Source organism: Ralstonia sp. 22086, from assembly GCF_052045975.1.
GTDB lineage: Bacteria > Pseudomonadota > Gammaproteobacteria > Burkholderiales > Burkholderiaceae > Ralstonia > Ralstonia wenshanensis.
Map to the genome: position 1 here is coordinate 1 of NZ_JBQEPZ010000005.1, position 19886 is coordinate 19886.

Annotated in this window: 17 protein-coding genes; 12 read left to right on the forward strand and 5 right to left on the reverse strand. The window is 64.2% G+C overall.

The genetic code is table 11. The features are described 5' to 3' along the window. Positions 1–249: hypothetical protein (locus ACTJK6_RS20765; RefSeq protein WP_440840059.1), on the forward strand; the 249-nt coding region annotated here is incomplete at its 5' end. A 63-nt stretch (positions 250–312) separates the two neighbouring features. Here the strand turns inward: ACTJK6_RS20765 and ACTJK6_RS20770 are convergent. Together ACTJK6_RS20770 and ACTJK6_RS20775 are read right to left on the reverse strand one after the other, a co-directional pair. Next, positions 313–1173: a CHAD domain-containing protein gene (locus tag ACTJK6_RS20770; protein ID WP_440840060.1), complete on the reverse strand. Its 861-nt coding sequence runs from the start codon at positions 1171–1173 to the stop codon at positions 313–315. Positions 1174–1282: 109 nt separating this feature from the next. After that, complete coding sequence (locus ACTJK6_RS20775) at positions 1283–2077, reverse strand: DeoR/GlpR family DNA-binding transcription regulator (protein ID WP_440076315.1); 795 nt, start codon at positions 2075–2077, stop codon at positions 1283–1285. A gap of 122 nt (positions 2078–2199) precedes the next feature. On the opposite strand from ACTJK6_RS20775, the gene glpD reads away from it, so the two are divergent. The 8 genes from glpD to glpK all read left to right on the forward strand — a co-directional run bounded on the left by glpD (position 2200) and on the right by glpK (position 11712). Further along, complete coding sequence (glpD, locus tag ACTJK6_RS20780; RefSeq protein ID WP_440076316.1) at positions 2200–3777, forward strand: glycerol-3-phosphate dehydrogenase; 1578 nt, start codon at positions 2200–2202, stop codon at positions 3775–3777. A gap of 65 nt (positions 3778–3842) precedes the next feature. After that, positions 3843–4961 (forward strand): ABC transporter ATP-binding protein, encoded by a 1119-nt coding sequence (locus tag ACTJK6_RS20785; RefSeq protein ID WP_232041212.1) that lies wholly within the window; start codon positions 3843–3845, stop codon positions 4959–4961. After that, positions 4948–6045 (forward strand): ABC transporter ATP-binding protein, encoded by a 1098-nt coding sequence (locus ACTJK6_RS20790; protein ID WP_260803830.1) that lies wholly within the window; start codon positions 4948–4950, stop codon positions 6043–6045. The genes ACTJK6_RS20785 and ACTJK6_RS20790 overlap by 14 nt, the downstream gene beginning before the upstream one ends. Further along, entirely contained in the window at positions 6042–6932 is an 891-nt protein-coding gene (locus ACTJK6_RS20795; RefSeq protein WP_232041214.1) for a carbohydrate ABC transporter permease, read from the forward strand. The genes ACTJK6_RS20790 and ACTJK6_RS20795 overlap by 4 nt, the downstream gene beginning before the upstream one ends. Next, entirely contained in the window at positions 6925–7755 is an 831-nt protein-coding gene (locus ACTJK6_RS20800; protein WP_206272500.1) for a carbohydrate ABC transporter permease, read from the forward strand. Before ACTJK6_RS20795 ends, ACTJK6_RS20800 begins: the two co-directional genes overlap by 8 nt. Positions 7756–7899: 144 nt before the next feature. Beyond that, positions 7900–8181 (forward strand): DUF2160 domain-containing protein, encoded by a 282-nt coding sequence (locus ACTJK6_RS20805; protein ID WP_232041215.1) that lies wholly within the window; start codon positions 7900–7902, stop codon positions 8179–8181. Between the two features lie 168 nt (positions 8182–8349). Beyond that, entirely contained in the window at positions 8350–10086 is a 1737-nt protein-coding gene (locus ACTJK6_RS20810; RefSeq protein WP_232041216.1) for an ABC transporter substrate-binding protein, read from the forward strand. Positions 10087–10215: 129 nt separating this feature from the next. Next, a complete protein-coding gene (gene glpK, locus ACTJK6_RS20815; RefSeq protein WP_232041217.1) occupies positions 10216–11712 on the forward strand; it encodes a glycerol kinase GlpK in 1497 nt (498 codons plus the stop codon). A gap of 67 nt (positions 11713–11779) precedes the next feature. On the opposite strand, the gene ACTJK6_RS20820 is transcribed toward glpK, so the two are convergent. Next, the gene (locus ACTJK6_RS20820; protein ID WP_045205362.1) at positions 11780–12145 is read right to left on the reverse strand and encodes a hypothetical protein; all 366 of its coding nucleotides are present in this window, start codon (positions 12143–12145) and stop codon (positions 11780–11782) included. Between the two features lie 192 nt (positions 12146–12337). Here ACTJK6_RS20820 and ACTJK6_RS20825 point away from each other — a divergent pair, with 192 nt between their 5' ends. Next, positions 12338–12964: a DUF1415 domain-containing protein gene (locus tag ACTJK6_RS20825; RefSeq protein WP_440840061.1), complete on the forward strand. Its 627-nt coding sequence runs from the start codon at positions 12338–12340 to the stop codon at positions 12962–12964. Between the two features lie 274 nt (positions 12965–13238). On the opposite strand, the gene ACTJK6_RS20830 is transcribed toward ACTJK6_RS20825, so the two are convergent. Next, positions 13239–14852, reverse strand: a complete 1614-nt coding sequence (locus ACTJK6_RS20830; RefSeq protein WP_440840062.1) for a glucan biosynthesis protein — start codon at positions 14850–14852, stop codon at positions 13239–13241. A gap of 276 nt (positions 14853–15128) precedes the next feature. On the opposite strand from ACTJK6_RS20830, the gene ACTJK6_RS20835 reads away from it, so the two are divergent. Continuing rightward, a complete protein-coding gene (locus ACTJK6_RS20835; protein WP_440476162.1) occupies positions 15129–16367 on the forward strand; it encodes an AGE family epimerase/isomerase in 1239 nt (412 codons plus the stop codon). 8 nt (positions 16368–16375) lie between these two features. Continuing rightward, complete coding sequence (locus ACTJK6_RS20840) at positions 16376–17677, forward strand: MFS transporter (protein WP_316881079.1); 1302 nt, start codon at positions 16376–16378, stop codon at positions 17675–17677. Positions 17678–18602: 925 nt separating this feature from the next. Here ACTJK6_RS20840 and ACTJK6_RS20845 read toward each other — a convergent pair. Further along, entirely contained in the window at positions 18603–19694 is a 1092-nt protein-coding gene (locus ACTJK6_RS20845) for an ABC transporter substrate-binding protein (protein ID WP_260803837.1), read from the reverse strand. Positions 19695–19886: the final 192 nt, after the last annotated feature.

Here is a 19886-nt window from a genome sequence, read left to right on the forward strand (position 1 = left end):
TTTGTTTATCGCGTCGCTGCGTTGTCTGCAGCAGAGAAACGAGATTATGCAGAGCTTTTTCGTCGCTGTCAACAACTCGTCGAAGAATTTTTATCCGTCAACTCGCTGCTAACCACCACCCGATCTACCGCCAATCGCCAATCACACAATCGACCGCAAACCCGCTCCACTCCTGCTTCTCCACCACTCAACACCACCACCTCCACTTGCGTTTCGGCGCTGTGTTTTGCAGCGAGGGGCGAACTATAGGCGGGTTTCTCGAACAGTGCAAGCCCTTTCTTTTGACAGGGTTTTTCTGCGCTTTTTCTGGGTTTACGGCGCTTTGTGAGACCGCATCCATCGCAGCCCCTTCGCTGCCCGCTCCCGCGCAGTGCAGGCGCGCTTGTGAAAGGCGTTCACTATAGAAAGCGGTGGCGGCGCACCCAATAAGTCGGCAACGCAATCCAGAGCGACGCTCGCATCGTGCACTTCGCCCAAGGCCTCCTGCAATTTGCGCAAATGGTTGCGGTAGCGCTTGGCTGCGTGGGCTCCAAGCGCCGGGTAGAACGCTTCATATAGATAGCGCCACTGCTTGGCGGCGATTCGGGCGCGATGCAGCCGAATTGCGGACGACCGCTTGGGGTGGCGGCCGCGACGGATCAGTTTCCTTCTGAGCGCCCGGGCCTGGGTGCGAGCGAAACGGGAATGCCGCTCCGACTCGCCTTCTAAATGAAATTCCGCGACCGCACGCTCCAGTTCGAGCAGCGTTTCCGCCACATCAGGCGACGCCAGTTCGTCTCGCAACGCCTCCCAAGCTCGATTGCGGGCGTCTTTGGACTTCGTGAGCGCCCGATCCAACCACGCCCGGCCTACATCATCGTCATTAGATAAGGATTGCAGAGCCGCGGGCAGCCAGTCGGAAAGCAGCACATCCCATTCGCGCACAGGGCTCGTGGATGCGGCGAGTGCACGCAGGCGAGGCTTCCACTCTGTGGCAAAACTGCGCGGTAAAACCGGCGCGAACGTCACCCAAGCCGAACGTAGACGGCGCAACGTGACTCGGAATTGGTGGAGATCTTCATCGCTGGGGCTGGGCGCGACCAGCTTGGCAAGGGCATCGCGCAAAGCAGCGATGTGCTCGGTGACGATGCCCGCGAAGATCGAAAGGATTGCCGCATGTGAGTGCTCGCTCACGATGCTCCCCGTATGACGAGTCTGGACGACAGAGCGGCTCGCAAGGTGCGCGCCTTGTCATTTCACTGTAGTCGACGGGGCGAAGACTGCAGGAGCGCCAGATCAAACATCAGAGCGTTTCGCTGGCGACGATCACGTCGACCTCTGCAGCCCGGAAGACTTCGGCCATCGGCTCGGGCACCGGGACGTCGGTGAAGAACTTGTCGATCTGCGAGACGTGGCCGAGGCGGACGACGGCGCGGCGGCCGAACTTGGAGTGATCGGCGACGAGCCAGACCTCGCGCGACTGCTCGATGATGGCCTGGGCGACGCGTACTTCACGGTAGTCGTAGTCGAGCAGCGTGCCGTCTTCGTCGATGCTGGAGACGCCGATGATGCCGATGTCGACGCGGAACTGCTTCATGAAGTCGATCGTGGCCTCGCCGACGATGCCGCGATCCCGGTTGCGCACGAGGCCGCCGGCGACGATGACTTCGGCATCCGGGCTACCGGAGAGGATCGACGCGACGTTCAGGTTGTTGGTGATGACGCGCAGGCCACGCGGGCCGTTCTGGCCGACCAGCGCCTTGGAGACTTCTTCGGTGGTCGTTCCAATATTGATGATGAGCGAGCGGCCGGGCTCGACGTGGCGCGCAACGACTTCGGCGATGCGGCGCTTGGCGTCGATGTGCAAGACCTGGCGCTGGTCGTAGTCGATGTTCTCGACCGACGACGGCAAGCCGACGCCGCCGTGGTAGCGCGCCAGCAGGCGCTCGTCTTCAAGCTGACGGATATCGCGACGGATGGTTTGAGTCGTGACACCGAGCACGCGGGCAAGCGCGTCAACGGAAGCATCGCCGTGCTGGCGAACGTATTCAAGGATTTGGCGGTGTCGCGGAAGCATCAAGTCACGAAATGAACACAAACGAACACATGTGAGCGGATTAGGCGATTCCCTATGTTGCTTTATTTTCGCCCTTCACTAAACTATCCGCCAACGCGTCACTATTCGCAAGAAAAGACGCGCAAATCAACAGATTCCAACCCATGCAACTTTCTGACGCGTCGCATCTGGACTGTGATCTGCTGGTGGTCGGAGGCGGCATCAACGGCGTGGGCATCGCGCGTGACGCTGTAGGCCGTGGCCTGTCGGTGGTCTTGTGTGAAAAGGACGACCTGGCCCAGCACACCTCTTCGGCCTCAACCAAGCTGATCCACGGCGGGCTGCGGTACCTCGAATATTACGAATTCAGCCTGGTGCGCAAGGCGCTGCAGGAGCGCGAGGTGCTGCTGCGCATGGCGCCGCACATCATGTGGCCGCTGCGTTTCGTGATGCCGCACGACGCGGCCCAACGCCCGGCGTGGATGATCCGCGCGGGCCTCTTCCTCTATGACCATCTGGCGCGCCGGCGCTTTCTGCCCGGTTCGGACTCCATCAAACTCGCCCAGCATCCGGCGGGTAAGCCGCTTAAGGCAGGCTACACGCGCGGTTTCGTCTATTCCGATGGCTGGGTGGACGACGCCCGCCTCGTGGTGCTCAATGCCCGCGATGCGGCAGACCGCGGCGCGCACATCTTCACCCGCACACGCTGCCTGAACGCCGAGCGCCGCGCCGATGGGTGGCACGCCGCTCTGGCTGGCCCGGACGGCATCCGCTCCGTGCGCGCCAAGGCAGTCGTCAACGCTGCCGGGCCGTGGGCGGCGGAGTTCGCCCGCTCTGCGCACGCGCTGCCGAGCACGCGCGGCCTGCGCCTGATCAAGGGCAGCCACATCGTCGTGCGGCGGATGTTCGATCACCCGTTCGCCTATATCTTCCAGAACCCGGACGGGCGGATCGTGTTTGCGATCCCGTACCAGAACGAGTTCACGCTGATCGGCACGACGGATCTGGAATACAAGGGCTCGGTGGACCAAGTCGCCATCGACGCGGACGAAATCCAATATCTGTGCGAGATGGCCAGCCGCTATTTCACCCAGCAGCTGACGCCGGCCGACGTGGTGTGGAGCTACTCGGGCGTGCGGCCGCTGCTGGACGACAGCGCCGCCAACGCTTCGGCCATCACGCGCGATTACCTGGTCGAATGCGAGACCGGCGCCGACGGCACTGGCGCACCGCTCGTCAACGTGTGGGGCGGCAAGATCACGACCTACCGCAAGCTGGCTGAAGAAGCGCTGGACCAGTTGGCCCCGCATCTGCCGCTGGCCGGCAAGCCTTCGTGGACGGCCACTGCATCGCTGCCGGGCGGCGATCTGGAAGCGCCAGGGCAGTTGGTTGCCGAATACACCTTCGACGATTTTGTGACGCGCCTGCAAAAACGTTTGCCGTGGCTGCCGACCCAACTGGCGATGCGCTATGCGCACCAGTACGGCACGCGCCTGAACACGCTGCTGGCGGGCGCCACGCGGCTGGAAGAGCTGGGCGCCGAAGTGACGCCCGGCCTGTATGAAGCCGAAATCCGTTACCTGATCGAACACGAATGGGCCCGCACGGCGCAGGACATCCTGTGGCGGCGGACCAAGCTGGGCCTGCACGCCAGCGATGCCGACCGCAGCCGCCTGGAAGGCTGGCTGGCTCGGCATCTGCCGGAAGGCGAGACCGCGCCAGTTGCGGAACGCGCGCCCTGACGCACCGGGCCGGGCGCACGCGCTAAGACATCAAGAAATCAAAGCAGTAAGACGGGAGACATCAATTGATTCTGGAACTGGACCAGGTTACGGCCATGGTCGGGGCGCAGACGCACCTGTACCCGACCAGCCTGCGGCTGGCGCCCGGCGCCATCAACGTGCTGCTGGGGCCGACGCAAGCCGGCAAGACCACGTTGATGCGCATCATGGCCGGGTTGGACCGGCCGACCACCGGCCGCGTACTGGTCGATGGCAAGGACGTGACGGGCGTGGGGGTGCGCGATCGCAATCTGGCGATGGTGTACCAGCAATTCATCAACTACCCGGCGATGACGGTGTTCGACAACATCGCCTCGCCGCTGCGCCTGCAGGGCACCAACAAGGGCGAAATCGACACGCGTGTGCGTGCCGTCGCCGCCAAGCTGCACATTGAACACCTGCTGCAGCGCCTGCCGGCCGAGCTGTCCGGCGGACAGCAGCAGCGTTGCGCGCTGGCCCGGGCACTCGTCAAGCGTGCGCCGCTGGTGCTGCTGGACGAGCCGCTGGTCAACCTCGACTACAAGCTGCGCGAAGAACTGCGTGCCGAGCTGGCATCGCTCTTTGCCGATGGCGGCACGACGGTCGTCTACGCCACCACCGAGCCGCAGGAAGCGCTGCTGCTGGGCGGCCACACCGTCGTCATGCATGAAGGCCGCGTGCTGCAGGATGGCCCGACGCTCGACATGTATGAAGTGCCGGTGTCGGTCAACGCAGCGGCCATCTTCAACGACCCGCCGATGAACGTGCTGGACGCCACCGTGGTTGAGGGCAACCAGATCCGCCTGCCGCAAGGCATTGACGTTGCATGGACGCGCCCGCTGCCGATGGCGGCCGGCACGCGCTGCCGCATCGGCCTGCGTCCGAGCCACATCCGCCTGTCGCCGCGCAATGCTGGTGCGGTTGCCCTGCCGGGCACGGTGGAGCTGGCCGAGTTGTCGGGTTCCGAAACGTATCTGCACGTGCGCGCGCACGCCGCCGGCCAGTCGAGCACGATCGGCTTGGTCGCGCAGTTGCCGGGTGTGCATGAGTTCGAACTCGGCGCGGCGCTGGACGTGTTTGTCGATCCGGCCGAACTGTTCCTGTTCGATGAAGCGGGCAAGCTGGTGAGCGCGCCCAAGCAGGGAGGCGCACATGGCGCGCATTGAATTCCGCAACCTGGGGCACAGCTACCGCCCCAATCCGCAAAGTCTGAACGACTACGCGCTGCAGCCGATGAACATGACGTGGCGCGACGGCGGTGCCTACGCGCTGCTCGGCCCGTCGGGCTGCGGCAAGTCCACGCTGCTGAACATCATCTCGGGGCTGTTGACGCCGTCCGAAGGCCAGGTGCTCTTCGACGACCGCGACGTCACGCACGCCAGCCCGCGCGAGCGCAACATCGCGCAGGTGTTCCAGTTCCCGGTCATCTACGACACGATGACCGTGTTCGACAACCTCGCCTTCCCGCTGCGCAATCGCAAGACGCCGGAAGCCGAAGTGAAGAAGCGCGTGGAGGAAGTGGCCGAGATTCTCGAGCTGCAGCACGCGCTCAAGCGCCGCGCCTCGGGCCTGGCCGCGGACGCCAAGCAGAAGATCTCGCTGGGCCGCGGCCTGGTGCGCAAGGACGTGGCGGCCATCCTGTTCGACGAGCCGCTCACCGTCATCGATCCGCACCTGAAGTGGCAACTGCGTCGCCAGCTCAAGAAGATCCACCAGCAGCTCAAGCTCACGCTGATCTACGTGACGCACGATCAGGTGGAGGCGCTGACCTTTGCCGACGAGGTGGTCGTCATGACTGAAGGCAAGGTGGTGCAGCAAGGCGGCCCGGAAGCGCTGTTCGAGCGGCCGGACCATACCTTCGTCGGCTACTTCATCGGCAGCCCGGGCATGAACCTGTATCCGGTGGCGGTGGATGGCGACGTCATCGCACTGGGTGATCAGCGCCTGACGGTCGGACACGACACGCTCGCTACGCTCAAGAACGCAAACGGTTCGCTCAAGCTCGGCATCCGTCCGGAGTTCGTGCAGCTGGCCGCACCGGGAGAAGTCGGCACCGTGGCGGCCAACGTTCACCAGGTGCAGCAACTTGGTACGCACCAGCTGCTGACTGCAAGCCTGGGCGAGGCTGGCGGCCTGCCCATCAAGGCCAAGCTGCCGAACGAAGTGAGCGTGACCGAATCGCGCGTGTGGCTGCGCCTGGATGCGCCGCAGACGCTGTACTACAGCAATGACGAGAGGATCGGCCGATGAACAAGCCGTTCAACAACAAGGCATGGTTCCTGATCCTGCCGGTGTTCCTGTGTGTGGCGTTCTCCGCCATCCTGCCGCTGATGACGGTGGTGAACTATTCGGTACAGGACATCATCAGCCCCGAGCAGCACGTGTTCGTGGGCGTCGACTGGTTCCGCCAGATCCTGCGCGACGGCGATCTGCAGGACGCCCTCACGCGCCAGTTGATTTTCTCGCTGTGCGTGCTGGCCGTGGAGATTCCGCTGGGCATCGGCCTGGCGTTGTCGATGCCGTCCAAGGGCTGGAAGGCCTCGGCCGCGCTTGTGGTGCTCGCCATGCCGCTGCTGATTCCCTGGAACGTGGTCGGCACGATCTGGCAGATCTTCGGGCGCTCCGATATCGGCCTGGCCGGGTACTGGCTCAACGAGATGGGGATCGACTACAACTACACGTCGCACTCGTTCGATGCGTGGATCACGGTGCTCATCATGGACGTGTGGCACTGGACGCCGCTGGTGGCGCTGCTGGCGTATGCCGGGCTGCGCTCGATCCCGGATGCGTTCTATCAGGCCGCGGAGATTGACGGCGCCAGCCGCCTGGCCGTGTTCCGCTACATCCAGCTGCCGAAGATGCGCGGCGTGCTGATGATCGGCGTGCTGCTGCGCTTCATGGACAGCTTCATGATCTACACGGAGCCGTTCGTGCTGACCGGCGGCGGCCCCGGCAATGCCACGACGTTCCTGTCGCAGTACCTGACGCAGAAGGCGGTCGGCCAGTTCGACCTCGGCCCGGCGGCGGCATTCTCGATCGTGTACTTCCTCATCATCCTGCTGTTCTGCTTCGTCCTCTACAACTGGATGCAACGCATGGGCAGCGCCAGCACGGCCGTGGGAGACGACCATGCGTAAGAACAACAACAACGAGCACAAGCGCAAGATCGCCCGGGCGATCACGCTGGCGGTGTACGTGGCGTTTGCGGTGCTGCCGCTGTACTGGATGCTGAGCATGTCGCTCAAGACCAACGAGGAGACGCTGGCCGGCTTCTCGATCTGGCCGAAGCTCGTCACGTTCGATAACTACAAGATCATCTTCACCGATCCGTCGTGGTACTGGGGTTACATCAACTCCATCATCTACGTGACGATGAACACGGTGCTCTCGACCGTAGTGGCGCTGCCGGCGGCCTATGCCTTCTCGCGCTACCGCTTCCTGGGCGACAAGCACATGTTCTTCTGGCTGCTGACGAACCGCATGACGCCGCCCGCGGTGTTTCTGCTGCCGTTCTTCCAGCTGTATTCGACGGTCGGCCTGATGGACACCCACCTGGGCGTGGCGCTGGCGCACATGCTGTTCAACGTGCCGCTGGCGGTGTGGATTCTCGAAGGCTTCATGTCGGGCATCCCGCGCGAGATTGACGAGACGGCCTACATCGACGGCTACAGCTTTCCCAAGTTCTTCCTGAAGATCTTCCTGCCGCTCATCAAGGCCGGCGTGGGCGTGACGGCGTTCTTCTGCTTCATGTTCAGTTGGGTCGAACTGCTGCTCGCGCGCACGCTCACCTCGGTCGATGCCAAACCCATTACCGCGGTGATGACACGCACGGTGTCGGCCTCGGGCATGGATTGGGGCGTGCTGGCCGCTGCGGGTGTGCTGACGATCATTCCGGGCGCGCTGGTGATCTGGTTTGTGCGGAACTACATCGCGAAGGGCTTCGCGATGGGCCGCGTGTAAACGCGATCAGGACAATTCTGACGGCCCGGCGCGGCCTTGCCGTACCACACGTACTGTCTGCGGCCGCGCCGAACCGTCAGAACCGCTGCGCTTCGCCCTGATCACGTTTCCACGGACGAGGGAACGAATGTTGGAGAAATGAACATGTTCAGCTGGATGGCCTGGACGCCCGAAGTGGCGATCTTCTTTGGCTGCATCGCCTTGATGCTGGCCAGCATGACGGTGTGGGAGGTCGTTCGACCGACCGTGGAGCGCAAGGGCTTCCTGCCTATCGCCACCACGCGCGGCGACCGCCTCTTCATCGGCCTGCTGACCGCGGCCTATATCAACCTGGCGTGGGTTGGGCTCACGTCGGAAGAGACAAGCGCCTGGGGCGGCTTCATCGCCTCGATGGTGGTGCTGCTGATCGTGATGTGGCGCGGCTGACGCGCCATCGAACTTGAATTTGCAGGTCCGGGGGCATCGGCACGCGTTGATGCTTCCACGCCCAAATTGACGTACGGGCACAGGCATTCCATCACGCTCCCCGCGTCGGAATGCCGGATGTTTTCGCTGCGGGGAGAACAACAAGCCAACAAGCACGAGGAGATACCGATGAAAACATCCTGGCGCATGACGCTCCAAATCAGTGCCATTGCACTGGCGAGCGCCCTGGCAGTCGGCGCAGCCCATGCCGGCGAAGCCGAAGCCAAGAAGTGGATCAGCAGCGAGTTCCAGCCCAGCACGCTGAATCAACAGCAGCAGATGGCGGAAATGAAGTGGTTCATCGACGCCGCGGCCAAGCTCAAGGCCAAGGGCGTGACCGAGATCCACGTCGTGTCGGAAACGCTCGACACGCACGCCTATGAATCAAAGACGCTGGCCAAGGCCTTTGAAGAAATCACCGGCATCAAGGTCAAGCACGACATCATGCAGGAAGGCGATGTCGTCGAAAAACTGCAGACCTCGATGCAATCCGGCAAGAGCATCTATGACGGCTGGATTTCCGACTCCGACCTGATCGGCACGCACTACCGCTATGGCGTAGTGATGCCGCTGTCGGATTACATGGCCGGCGAAGGCAAGGAGTTCACCAACCCGGGCCTGGACCTGAAGGACTTCATCGGCACGAGCTTCACCACCGCGTCGGACGGCAAGCTGTACCAACTGCCCGACCAGCAGTTCGCCAACCTGTACTGGTTCCGCGCCGACTGGTTCGCCCGCAAGGATCTGCAAGACAAGTTCAAGGCCAAGTACGGCTACGACCTGGGCGTGCCCGTCAACTGGACGGCCTATGAAGACATCGCCAACTTCTTCACCAACGACGTGAAGGAGTTGGACGGCAAGCGCGTCTACGGCCACATGGATTACGGCAAGAAGGACCCGTCGCTCGGTTGGCGCTTCACTGACGCCTGGCTGTCGATGGCCGGCTCCGCCGACAAGGGCATCCCGAACGGCCTGCCGGTCGACGAATGGGGTATCCGCGTGGAAGGCTGCGCACCGGTGGGCGCCTCGATGTCGCGCGGCGGCGCCACCAACAGCCCGGCCGCCGTGTACGCCCTCACCAAGTACATCGACTGGATGAAGAAGTACGCCCCGCCCGAGGCGACCGGCATGACCTTCAACGAAGCCGGCCCGGTGCCCGCGCAAGGCCACATCGCCCAGCAGGTGTTCTGGTACAGCGCCTTCACCGCGCCAATGACCAAGCCGGGTCCGGTCGTGAACGCCGATGGCTCGCCCAAGTGGCGCATGGCGCCGTCGCCGCACGGCCCGTACTGGAAGGACGGCATGCAGAACGGCTACCAGGACGTCGGCTCGTGGACGTTCTTCAAGTCCACCCCGTTCGAGCGCCGCTCGGCCGCGTGGCTGTACGCGCAGTTCGTCACGTCGAAGACCGTGTCGCTCAAGAAGTCGATCACCGGCCTCACGTTCATCCGTGACTCCGACATCCACAGCGACTACTTCACCAAGAACGCAGCCAAGTACGGCGGCCTGATCGAGTTCTACCGTAGCCCCGCCCGCGTGGCCTGGACGCCGACCGGCAACAACGTGCCCGACTATCCGAAGCTGGCACAGCTCTGGTGGAAGAACGTCGCCACGGCCGTCACGGGCGAGAAGACCCCGCAAGGCGCGATGGACAACCTGGCCAAGGAAATGGACCAGGTGATGGGTCGCCTGCAGCGCGCAGGCATGAAGAACTGCGCGCCGAAGCTGAACCCGGAAAGCGATCCGTCGAAGTGGCTGTCGACCGAACACGCCCCGTGGAAAAAGCTCGACAACGAGCGTCCGAAGGGTGAGACGGTGGCCTACGACAAGCTGCTCGCAGCCTGGAAGGCCGGCAAGGTGCGCTGATCACGCGCCGCCCGCAGGGCGCCGGTCTTTGACGACGGCCACCTGCGGGCTACCATGCTTGTTTCCGTTTCATCCACTGTCGGGCAGGGAGCACCCTGACCTGGCCCGACAGTCATCAGACTCTGCCTTATGGAATACCTCCTCGCGCTCGACCAGGGCACATCCAGCTCACGCGCCATCGTCTTCAACCGCGCCGGCCAGATCGTCGCCAGTGCCCAGCAGGAGTTTCCCCAGCATTTCCCGCAGCCCGGCTGGGTCGAGCATGACCCGTTCGACATCTGGAACAGCCAGCTCGCCACCTGCCGCGCCGCACTCGAACAAGCCAAACTCTCCGCCGCCGACATGGCGGCGCTTGGCATCACCAACCAGCGCGAAACCACCATGGTGTGGGAGCGAGCCACGGGCAAGCCGATCTTCAACGCCATCGTCTGGCAGGACCGCCGCACCGAAGCCATCTGCGAACGCCTGCGCGCCGAGGGTCTGGAAGACGAGGTGCGCAAGCGCACCGGCCTGATCATCGACCCGTATTTTTCCGCCACCAAGCTGCGCTGGATTCTCGACCACGTGGACGGCGCCCGCGAGCGCGCCGCGCGTGGTGAACTCGCCTTCGGCACCATCGACAGTTGGCTGGTGTGGCAACTCACACGCGGCCGCCTGCATGTGACGGACGTGTCGAACGCTTCCCGCACGATGCTGTGGAACATCCACACCGGCGAATGGGATGCGGACCTGATGCGCGCACTCGACATCCACCCGAGCCTGTTGCCCGAGGTGCATCCGTCTGCGTATCAATTTGGGCAGACCGATGCCGACTGGCTCGGCGCCTCGCTCACCATCGGCGGCATTGCGGGCGACCAGCAATCCGCCCTCTTCGGCCAAGCGTGCTTCAAGCCCGGCATGGCCAAGAACACCTACGGCACCGGCTGCTTCATGCTGCTCAACACGGGCGACAAGGCGGTCCAGTCGCACAACGGGCTGATCAGCACGGCGGCCTGTCAGAGCGGCCCGAAACGCAGCTACGCGCTCGAAGGCAGCGTGTTCGTGGGCGGCGCGGTGGTGCAGTGGCTGCGCGACGGGCTGCGCGCCATCCAGCGCTCCGCCGACGTCGAAGGCCTGGCCGCCTCGGTGCCCGATTCCGGCGGCGTGGTGTTCGTGCCGTCGTTCACGGGCCTGGGTGCACCGTACTGGGATCCAACCGCACAAGGCGCCATCGTGGGCCTCTCGCGCGGCACGACCATCGGCCACATCGCCCGAGCCGCACTGGAGTCGATTGCCTTCCAAAGCACCGCGCTGCTGCAAGCCATGACGCGCGATGCCGTTTCCACCATCTCAGAACTGCGCGTCGATGGCGGCGCATCGGCCAACAACCTGCTCCTGCAGTTCCAGGCGGATTTGCTCGGCATTCCGGTCGTGCGCCCCGAGATCATCGAAACCACTGCGCTCGGCGCAGCCTACCTGGCTGGCATCGCCACCGGCTTCTATCAGGGGGAGGACGAAGTCGCCCAGCAATGGCGTGCCTCTCGCACGTTCCACCCCGTCATCAGCCGCGACGAGGCGGCGCATCGCATCGCCCAGTGGGAAATGGCCGTCGCGCAGGTCCGTCTGCCGACAACACGCGGGCACTGACGGCGGAAGCAACAGGCAGAAAAAAAGGCGACCCTCGGATCGCCTTTTTTCATGTTCGGCCGGCGGCTTACTTGCCTTCGCTGCTCGGCGTCTGGGCAGGGCCGCCTTGTTCGCTCATGGCTTCCTTGCGCTTGGCGCGGGCTTCCTTCTTCTCGGCCTTGCGGTTGGCCTTGGCGGCCTTTTTCTCTTCCTTGTACGCGGCCTTGGCGTCGGACTTGCGGGCCTTGTATTCGTCGCTGGCAGCCTTGTCGTCAATGCGCTTCTGCACCAGCGGGTCAGACGACGAGGTGGCCGGCCCGCCTTGTGGGGCGGCCTGCACGGTGCCGGTGGTCTGCGGAGAAGTCTGCGGTGCCGGCGTCATCTGTGCGAAAGCAGCCGACGCAGCAAACGTGGCGGCCACGGCGAGGGCGGTTTTCAGGCGCAGTTCAATCATGGTTGAGCTCCTTCTTTTACAAAAACACGGAATGGACTGACCACATAAGCGGCGCGCAAAGCACCCGAAGTGATCTCGGCGCACATCAAGGGCGCGCGCCGGACGTTGCAAATCACAACACCCATTCCGTCGCAAGAAGCGCTCCCACACCATCGACTACACTGCGCGCTGTCTCATCCCTCCCCGCACGCCGTGTCCAATCACGCCCTCGATTTCGTCTTGCTTGATCCACCCGCCGATGTCCTCAACTTGGACGCGGACGCCGCAGCCCGTCATGTCGCGACCGTGCAGCGCTGGCTGGAAGACGCCGTCATCGGCCTGAACCTGTGCCCCTTCGCCAAGGCCGTGCACGTCAAGCGGCAGGTTCGATACGCCGTCAGCCGCGCCACGATGGACGGCGACGTGCTCGACCACCTGCGTGCCGAAGCCGACCGGCTGCACGCCACGCCCGCCGCACAGATCGACACCACGCTGCTGATCGTCCCCGCCCTGGCCGACTTCCTCGACTTCCACTCGCTCACGGAACGCGCCGAATCGCTGCTCGCTAAAGCCGGCTACGAAGGCGAATTGCAACTGGCCAGCTTCCACCCCCACTTCGTCTTCGCCGATGCCGACCCAGACGACATCGCCAACGCCACCAACCGCGCGCCCGTCCCCATCCTGCACCTGCTGCGCGAAGACAGCATCGCCCGCGCCGCCGCAGCCGTACCCGACGCAGCGGACATCTACGAACGCAATATCGCGACGATGGAAAAGCTAGGAGCAGAAGGCTGGGCCGCAATGGTCGAGAAGTTCAGCAAAACACCGCCCCGCAACTGACCAAAAGCAGCGACGGTTTGGCCGTACCCTGCCCTAGATGGCGCCTTGAATTTCTGTAAGCGGGCGGAAAAAGACGGGAAACTGTTTGAGCGCAGCGAGTTTTTCCCGTCTCCGCCCGGTTACAGAAATTCAAGGAAGGGGTCGCCATCTCGGGCGCGCCTTTCTTTGCTTACTTTCTTTGGCAAGACAAAGAAAGTGAGTCAGCCCCGGCAGGGGATGAAACAAGGGATGGACCGACACCAGCCATAAAAGGCGACGCCCCGAGAAACCACTCTCACACACCCCGATCCACCGGCGGCGTCCACTGATACGCCCAAGTCTCAGAAAGCAACCGCTCCCCCGACTGCAACGTCAGCAGCAACTCAATCGGCGCATTGCTCGCATCCGGCACCACATCAAACATCGCCCGCACACCATCGATGCTCGCCAGCGGCCGCGCCGACGCAATCTCCACCCGCCCGCGCGAGGCACGTATGACCGGCTCCACAGTCGACCCCGCGGTGCTGCGCCCCAGCCGCGACAACTCGCCGCCGGCAAAGTCCACCACAAACCGCCACGAGAAGTATTTGCGCGGCTGTCCCACCACGCCGCCAATGCCCGTGCGCGTGGCCACCACCCGCGCCAGCGGTGAGGCCGCAGCAGGCTGCGCGCCCCACGTCAGCCGATAGCCGAACGCCAGTTCCTGCCCCGCATGCGGCGCCACGGCAGGCCGCCAGAACGCGACGATGTTGTCGAAGGTTTCATCGTTGGCCGATAGCTCCACCAGTTCGACTGCACCCTCACCCCAGTCATGCGTGGGCTCCACCCACACGCTCGGGCGCTTCTCATAGAACACGCCGTCATCCTGGTAATGATCGGGATTGCGATCGCGCTGCAGCAGGCCAAAGCCGCGCGGGCTGTCGTCGGCAAAGCGCTGGCTGCGCAGCATGGGCGGATTGGCCAGCGGCCGCCAGACCCATTCGCCCGAGCCGCGCCAGATGGCCAGGCCGTCCGAATCATGAATTTCCGGGCGCCAGTCCGATGCACGCCAGCGGCGCGCTGCGCTGTGGCGATCACCGGCGCGGTCGGTGCGGTCGTTCTCGCCGTAGAGGAACATGCTGGTCAGCGGCGCGATGCCCAGGCGCTCGATCGGCTTGCGCACGTAAAGCGTGACGGCCACGTCCATCACGAGCGTGTCGCCGGGGCGGATGTCGAAGCGGTAGACGCCCGCCACGCTGGCCGAATCGAGCAACGCATAAACGCGCAACGTATCGGCGTCGGCGGCCGGTCGCACCAGCCAGAATTCAGTGAAGTCCGGAAACTCTTCTGCGCGGGGCAAGCCGGTATCGATCGCCAAGCCCCGCGCCGACATGCCGTACTGCCACTGCCCGCCCACAGCGCGGAAGTAGCTGGCACCCAGGAAGGCGGCCACATCGCGCGTCGGGTCCGCCTTGGTCGTCAGCCGAAAACCGGCGAAGCCGAGATCGGCCGGCAACGCCTGGCGATCCAGCCCGCTCTTGCCGTAATCGAACATGGCGGGGTCGTAGGCAATCAGGCGGGCGTGGCCGTCGACCACCTCGTGCATCTGCACTGCTGACTTGAAGAAGAGCCCCAAATGGAAGAACTTGGCCTCGAACGGCAGGTGCTGGCCGGCCCACAATGCGTGATCAGGGCGATAGCCGATGGATTGGTACCCATCCCAGTCCAGTGCGGCCAGCGGCTTGGGCAGTTGCGTGCTGCGCGGCCGGTACGGCCTTGCGGCCAACGCACTGGCGCGCGCCAGCAGGCGGGCTTCGTCAAACGGTTCGGGGGCGCCAGCGGCGGTGCCGGGCGTGGCGCTGCGGGACAAACCAGGCGCCAGGGCAAGCAGCCCGGCGGCCAACTGCTTGAGCAGGTCGCGACGGTGCATGGATCGGGGCAGGACCAGGGGTGAGCCAGGGGGTGATTCATCTTCGCACAACCCACGCCCAGGCAGCATCCGGGAAAAACCTTTCATTGGACCCACAACCCTGCGCCATGACCGGGATTGCCCCTGTTGTGCGTGGCGCGGGGCAACCAGTTGGAGCACAATCCCGGGTCTGTTCACATGTACAACGCAAGTACGTCGCCTATGGTGAACAGAACAGATTCGAGCAATCGGCCTGGCTGAAACGGGTCGACGCCCGCCACGATCATCACGGCGCACATGCTTTCACAATCCTCCTCGCCCCCGCTGCCCGATACGGCCACCGAGCTGTCCGCCGCCACTGAGGCTGCGCTCGCGTCATTCGACCGCTATTACGACGACGTTCTGCTGCCCATGTGGCTCGGCCCGGGCTGGAACGCGCAGGCCGGTCTCTGCTATGAGGCCCTCGTCGTCGACAACGGCGCGCTGGTGCCAGCGTCGACCGCGCGCTACCGGGCGATGGCCTGTGCGCGACAGTTGTATACGTTCGCGCGCGCTACGCAGCTCTCCAGCCGCCACCGCGATCTCTGCGCCGAACGGGCCGCTGCGCTGTGCCATGCGCTGGACACGCGCTTTCGCGACACGATCCACGGCGGCTGGGTATTTGCGATCGACAGCGCGCTGGCTCCGCACGACACCACCAAGGATCTGTACACGCACGCCTTCGTGCTGTTTGCCGCCGCACATTGGCTGGCCGTGAGCGGCGATCCGCGCGCGGCCGCGTTGATGCATGACGCGCACGACGTGATCGCGCGCAGCTTTGCGCGGGCCGGGGCCAAACCGCTGCCGGTTGCGTCCATGGACGCCACGTTCAGCACCACGCTGGCCGGTGTCGCACAGAACCCCGTGATGCATCTGACCGAGGCCTACCTGGCCGCCGCCGCGCTGGACGAACCGCCCGCCTGGGCCGAAGCCGGCGTGCGCACGCTGGCCGAGGGCATCCTCGCGCGCTTCATTGATACGCGCACGGGCAGCATCGCCGAGTTGCCGGTTGACGAGGCCAGCACCGACAACCGCATCGAGCCCGGTCACCAGTTCGAATGGTTTTATCTCGTGCGCGCACATGCCGACGTCTTTACGCGCTCCGAAGCCGGCCGCCATCTGGCCGATAGCCTCGCCCGCGCGGTGGATGCCGCCTGCGCCGACGGCGTGGATGCCGAGACGCAGGGCGTGTGCCTGTCGCTCAACCTTGACGGCACGATGCGCGACGCCAGCCAACGCATCTGGGCGCAGACCGAATACGGCCGCGCCCTCGCGCTGTGCACCGAAACGCAAGGCGCCATGCTCGCGCGCCTGCTGCCGGCGTGGTCGGCACGCTTCCTGCACGCACAAGGCTGGAACGAGGTGATCGACCCCGCCGGCCAGCGCCTGCGCGCCGACATGCCGTCGAGCACGCCGTACCACATCACCACCTTTTACGAGGCGGCCCGCAGCTCGCTGTCTGGCTCGCCCGCACGTTGTACCCAAGCTGTTGAGTGAAATCCATCATGCATACCTCCAACCCCAACGAATCCAAGGCCCGCACCATCTTCCGGGTAGTCAGCGGCAACTTCCTGGAGATGTACGACTTCATGGTCTACGGCTACTACGCCAAGGCCATCGCCGACACCTTCTTCCCGGCCGGCAACGAGTTCCTCTCGCTGATGCTCTCGCTGGTGACCTTTGGCGCCGGCTTCCTGATGCGGCCGCTGGGCGCGATCTTCCTGGGCGCCTACATCGACCGTCACGGCCGCCGCACAGGCCTGATCGTCACGCTCGCGCTCATGGCCTGCGGCACGCTGCTAATTGCACTGGTGCCGGGCTACGCCACCATCGGGCTGGCGGCGCCGCTGCTGGTGCTGATCGGCCGGTTACTGCAAGGATTCTCTGCCGGCGTGGAGCTGGGCGGTGTGTCGGTCTACCTGGCCGAAATCGCCACGCCGGGCAAGAAGGGCTTCTTCGTGAGCTGGCAGTCGGCCAGCCAGCAGGTGGCGGTCATGTTTGCCGCGCTGCTCGGCGTGCTGATGTCGTACCTGCTGCCGCCGTCCGAGATGAGCGCATGGGGCTGGCGCGTGCCGTTCCTGATCGGCTGCCTGATCGTGCCGTTCCTGTTCATCATCCGCCGCTCGCTGCAAGAGACCGAAGAGTTCCAGAAGCGCAAGCACCGTCCGGACCTGGCCGCCGTGTTCCGCTCGATGGGCCAGAACTGGCGCTTGGTGGGCGCAGGCACGCTGATGGTCGTGATGACCACGGTGTCGTTCTACCTGATCACCGCCTACACTCCGACGTTCGGCAAGAGCGTGCTGCACCTGTCCGACATGGACAGCCTGATCGTTACGCTGTGCGTGGGTGCCTCGAACTTCTTCTGGCTGCCGGTGATGGGCGCGGTGTCTGACCGCGTCGGCCGCCGCCCGCTGCTGATCCTCTTTACCGTGCTGATGCTGGTGACGGCGTACCCGGCCATGCAGTGGCTGGTTGCCGCACCGTCGTTCGCGCGCATGTTGATCGTGCTGCTGTGGCTGTCGTTCCTGTATGGCAGCTACAACGGCGCGATGGTCGTCACCCTCACGGAGATCATGCCGCCGGAAGTGCGCACCACCGGCTTCTCGCTGGCATACAGCCTGGCCACGGCCATCTTCGGTGGCTTCACCCCGGCGATTGCCACGTGGCTGATCCACACCACCGGCAACAAGGCGATGCCGGGCGTGTGGGTGTCGTTCGCCGCGCTGTGCGGGTTGATTGCCACGCTGGCGATTGTGAAGCCGGCGGGCAGGCATGAGCATGGGGCGGGGACGGCGCCTGTGGCCTGACGGGTATTTGGAACGAATGAACGCCTCTCGGGGGATCTCTCTGAGAGGCGTTTTTTCTTTGTGCTTTTGGTTTTTGCTGGGGTTTCTTGTTGGTGGTGCATCCCTTGTTTCATCCCCTGCCGGGGCTGACTCACTTTCTTTGGTCTTGCCCAAAGAAAGTAAGCAAAGAAATGCGCGCCCGAGATGGCGAAAGGCTCCTTGAATTTCTGTCGCAGGGAGGGGAAGGGAAAAACTCGCTTCGCTCAGACAGTTTCCCTTCCTTTCTCCTCCCTGCAACAGAAATTCAAGGCGCCATCTAGGGCAGGAAAGTCAAAGGACAACAGCCACACCCTCTGGGCGCCAGCCCAAACGACAAGGCCAACCGCACGACGGGTTGGCCTTTTGCTTTTGACGTTGAGCCCTTGATGGCGCCTTGAATTTTCGTAAGCGGGCGGAAACAAGACGGGAAACTGTCTGAGCGAAGCGAGTTTTTCCCGTCTCCGCCCGGTTACGCAAATTCAAGGAATCTTTCGCCATCTCGGGCGCGCCTTTCTTTTGCCTACTTTTCTTTGGCAAGACAAAGAAAGTAGGTCGCCCCGCCAGGGGACGAAACGAGCGAGAAACCAAAACCAAAAGAATCCAAACTCCAGCCACCCCAGCCGAGTCCCAAACCCCATCCCCCGAGAACAAAACCCCTCGCTTGGCGTTCCGAACCCGACACACCAAGCAAAAAGGCTCGCGCTCGGCGTTCCGAACCCCACACCGTCGAGAAAAAAACCTCACGCGTGGCGTTCCCGACTCTGCGGGCCGAGTCAGAAACCTCACACTTCGAGTTCCGGACTCGGCGTGCCGAGCAAATAGGCTCACGCTTGAGGTTCAGAACGCCATGCATGAGGTTCCGAACTCGGCGTTAGGCGTCACGAAACCCATCATCGCAGTGCGAGCGTTACTGAATCACCAGCCCATTCGGCCCCACCACCCCCAGTTCCACATAGTGCGAGCCCGGGCGCGTACGGTCGGAAAAGTCCACCATGAATCCGCCACCCACATCGAAATTGCGCAGATGGGCCAGCTCGCGGCGCACCTGGTCGCGCGTGGGCTTGGGGCCGGCGCGGCGCACGGCTTCGGCCAGCACCTTGGCGGCCACAAAGCCTTCTACCGCGCGGAATGAAAGTTCGACATCTCTGGCGCCCACGGCCGTGCGTGCTCGATTGAATTCGCGGATGACGGGGTTCACGCTCTTGCCGGGGTTCGGCATGACAAGTGCGAGGGAATAGCCGCGCACCGCATCGATGCCGGCCACCTTGAGCAGGATGCCCGGATCAATGGACGACAGCCCCAGGATCTGCGCACCGCCGCCGCGCGCGCGGTACTGCTTGATGAACTGCGCGGCGGGCTCCGCCGTGGCGCCGAGGAAAATGGCCTGCACATCGGTGCCGAGCAGCTTGTCGACGGCAGCGCTCACCGAGGCCGTATTGCGCGGGTATGAGGCGGTGGCCGCAATCGTTAGCTTGTAGGGCTTGAGCGTGCGCTCCACGCCGGCCAACACTTCCTTGCCCAGCGCATCGTCCTGATACAGCACCCCGATGCGCGTGACGCCGATGGTGACGAGCGCGCCCACCATCTTGTCCATCTCTTGCTGGTAGCTCGCCTTGATGGGAAACACCAACGGATCGCCGGTCATGCTGGAGGCCCCGGTGGCGGGGCCGACCAGCGGCAGATTGGCTTCGGCCAGCACGCCGCTGCGCATGAGCGCTTCCACATTGGCGGTGCCGACCACGGTGAGCGCCGCCACGGGGTTGTCGATCTTGGCCATGTCGCGCACGTTGCGCAGGGTCTGCTCGACCTTCTGCTCGTCGTCGCGGGCGACCAGGCGGATGGTCTCGCCGTTGATGCCGCCATCGAGGTTGAGCCAGTCGAAATACAGCCGGGCCCCGGCATTGAGCGCCCGCCCCGTCGCGGCTTGTGTGCCGGACAGCGGCAAGGACTGGATGATGCTGATGTCGGCACGGGCGGCCGGCGCTGTCAGCGCCGCCATGCATGCCACACACGTGGCAAGCGCGGCCCACGGCCGCAACCATCCCATCGCCCCGCGCGCCCCCCGGCTACGCGTGTGATTTCCCGTTTGCATTGTTCGCACCCATGTCGCCGCGTGCCTCGTGGGCGACGGCGTTTTTGTCGAGACCGCTTGAGCGATCCGCTTTGTTGTGTGACGCCAAACTTCACCGGC

What these genes read in the sequence shown, in the direction of transcription:
- glpD (WP_440076316.1), top strand. Translation starts at nt 2,200, where the DNA reads ATGCAACTTTCTGACGCGTCGCATCTGGACTGTGATCTGCTGGTGGTC.
- ACTJK6_RS20790 (WP_260803830.1), top strand. Translation starts at nt 4,948, where the DNA reads ATGGCGCGCATTGAATTCCGCAACCTGGGGCACAGCTACCGCCCCAAT.
- ACTJK6_RS20795 (WP_232041214.1), top strand. Translation starts at nt 6,042, where the DNA reads ATGAACAAGCCGTTCAACAACAAGGCATGGTTCCTGATCCTGCCGGTG.
- ACTJK6_RS20800 (WP_206272500.1), top strand. Translation starts at nt 6,925, where the DNA reads ATGCGTAAGAACAACAACAACGAGCACAAGCGCAAGATCGCCCGGGCG.
- ACTJK6_RS20805 (WP_232041215.1), top strand. Translation starts at nt 7,900, where the DNA reads ATGTTCAGCTGGATGGCCTGGACGCCCGAAGTGGCGATCTTCTTTGGC.
- ACTJK6_RS20810 (WP_232041216.1), top strand. Translation starts at nt 8,350, where the DNA reads ATGAAAACATCCTGGCGCATGACGCTCCAAATCAGTGCCATTGCACTG.
- glpK (WP_232041217.1), top strand. Translation starts at nt 10,216, where the DNA reads ATGGAATACCTCCTCGCGCTCGACCAGGGCACATCCAGCTCACGCGCC.
- ACTJK6_RS20820 (WP_045205362.1), bottom strand. Translation starts at nt 12,145, where the DNA reads ATGATTGAACTGCGCCTGAAAACCGCCCTCGCCGTGGCCGCCACGTTT.
- ACTJK6_RS20830 (WP_440840062.1), bottom strand. Translation starts at nt 14,852, where the DNA reads ATGCACCGTCGCGACCTGCTCAAGCAGTTGGCCGCCGGGCTGCTTGCC.
- ACTJK6_RS20835 (WP_440476162.1), top strand. Translation starts at nt 15,129, where the DNA reads ATGCTTTCACAATCCTCCTCGCCCCCGCTGCCCGATACGGCCACCGAG.
- ACTJK6_RS20840 (WP_316881079.1), top strand. Translation starts at nt 16,376, where the DNA reads ATGCATACCTCCAACCCCAACGAATCCAAGGCCCGCACCATCTTCCGG.
- ACTJK6_RS20845 (WP_260803837.1), bottom strand. Translation starts at nt 19,694, where the DNA reads ATGGCGGCGCTGACAGCGCCGGCCGCCCGTGCCGACATCAGCATCATC.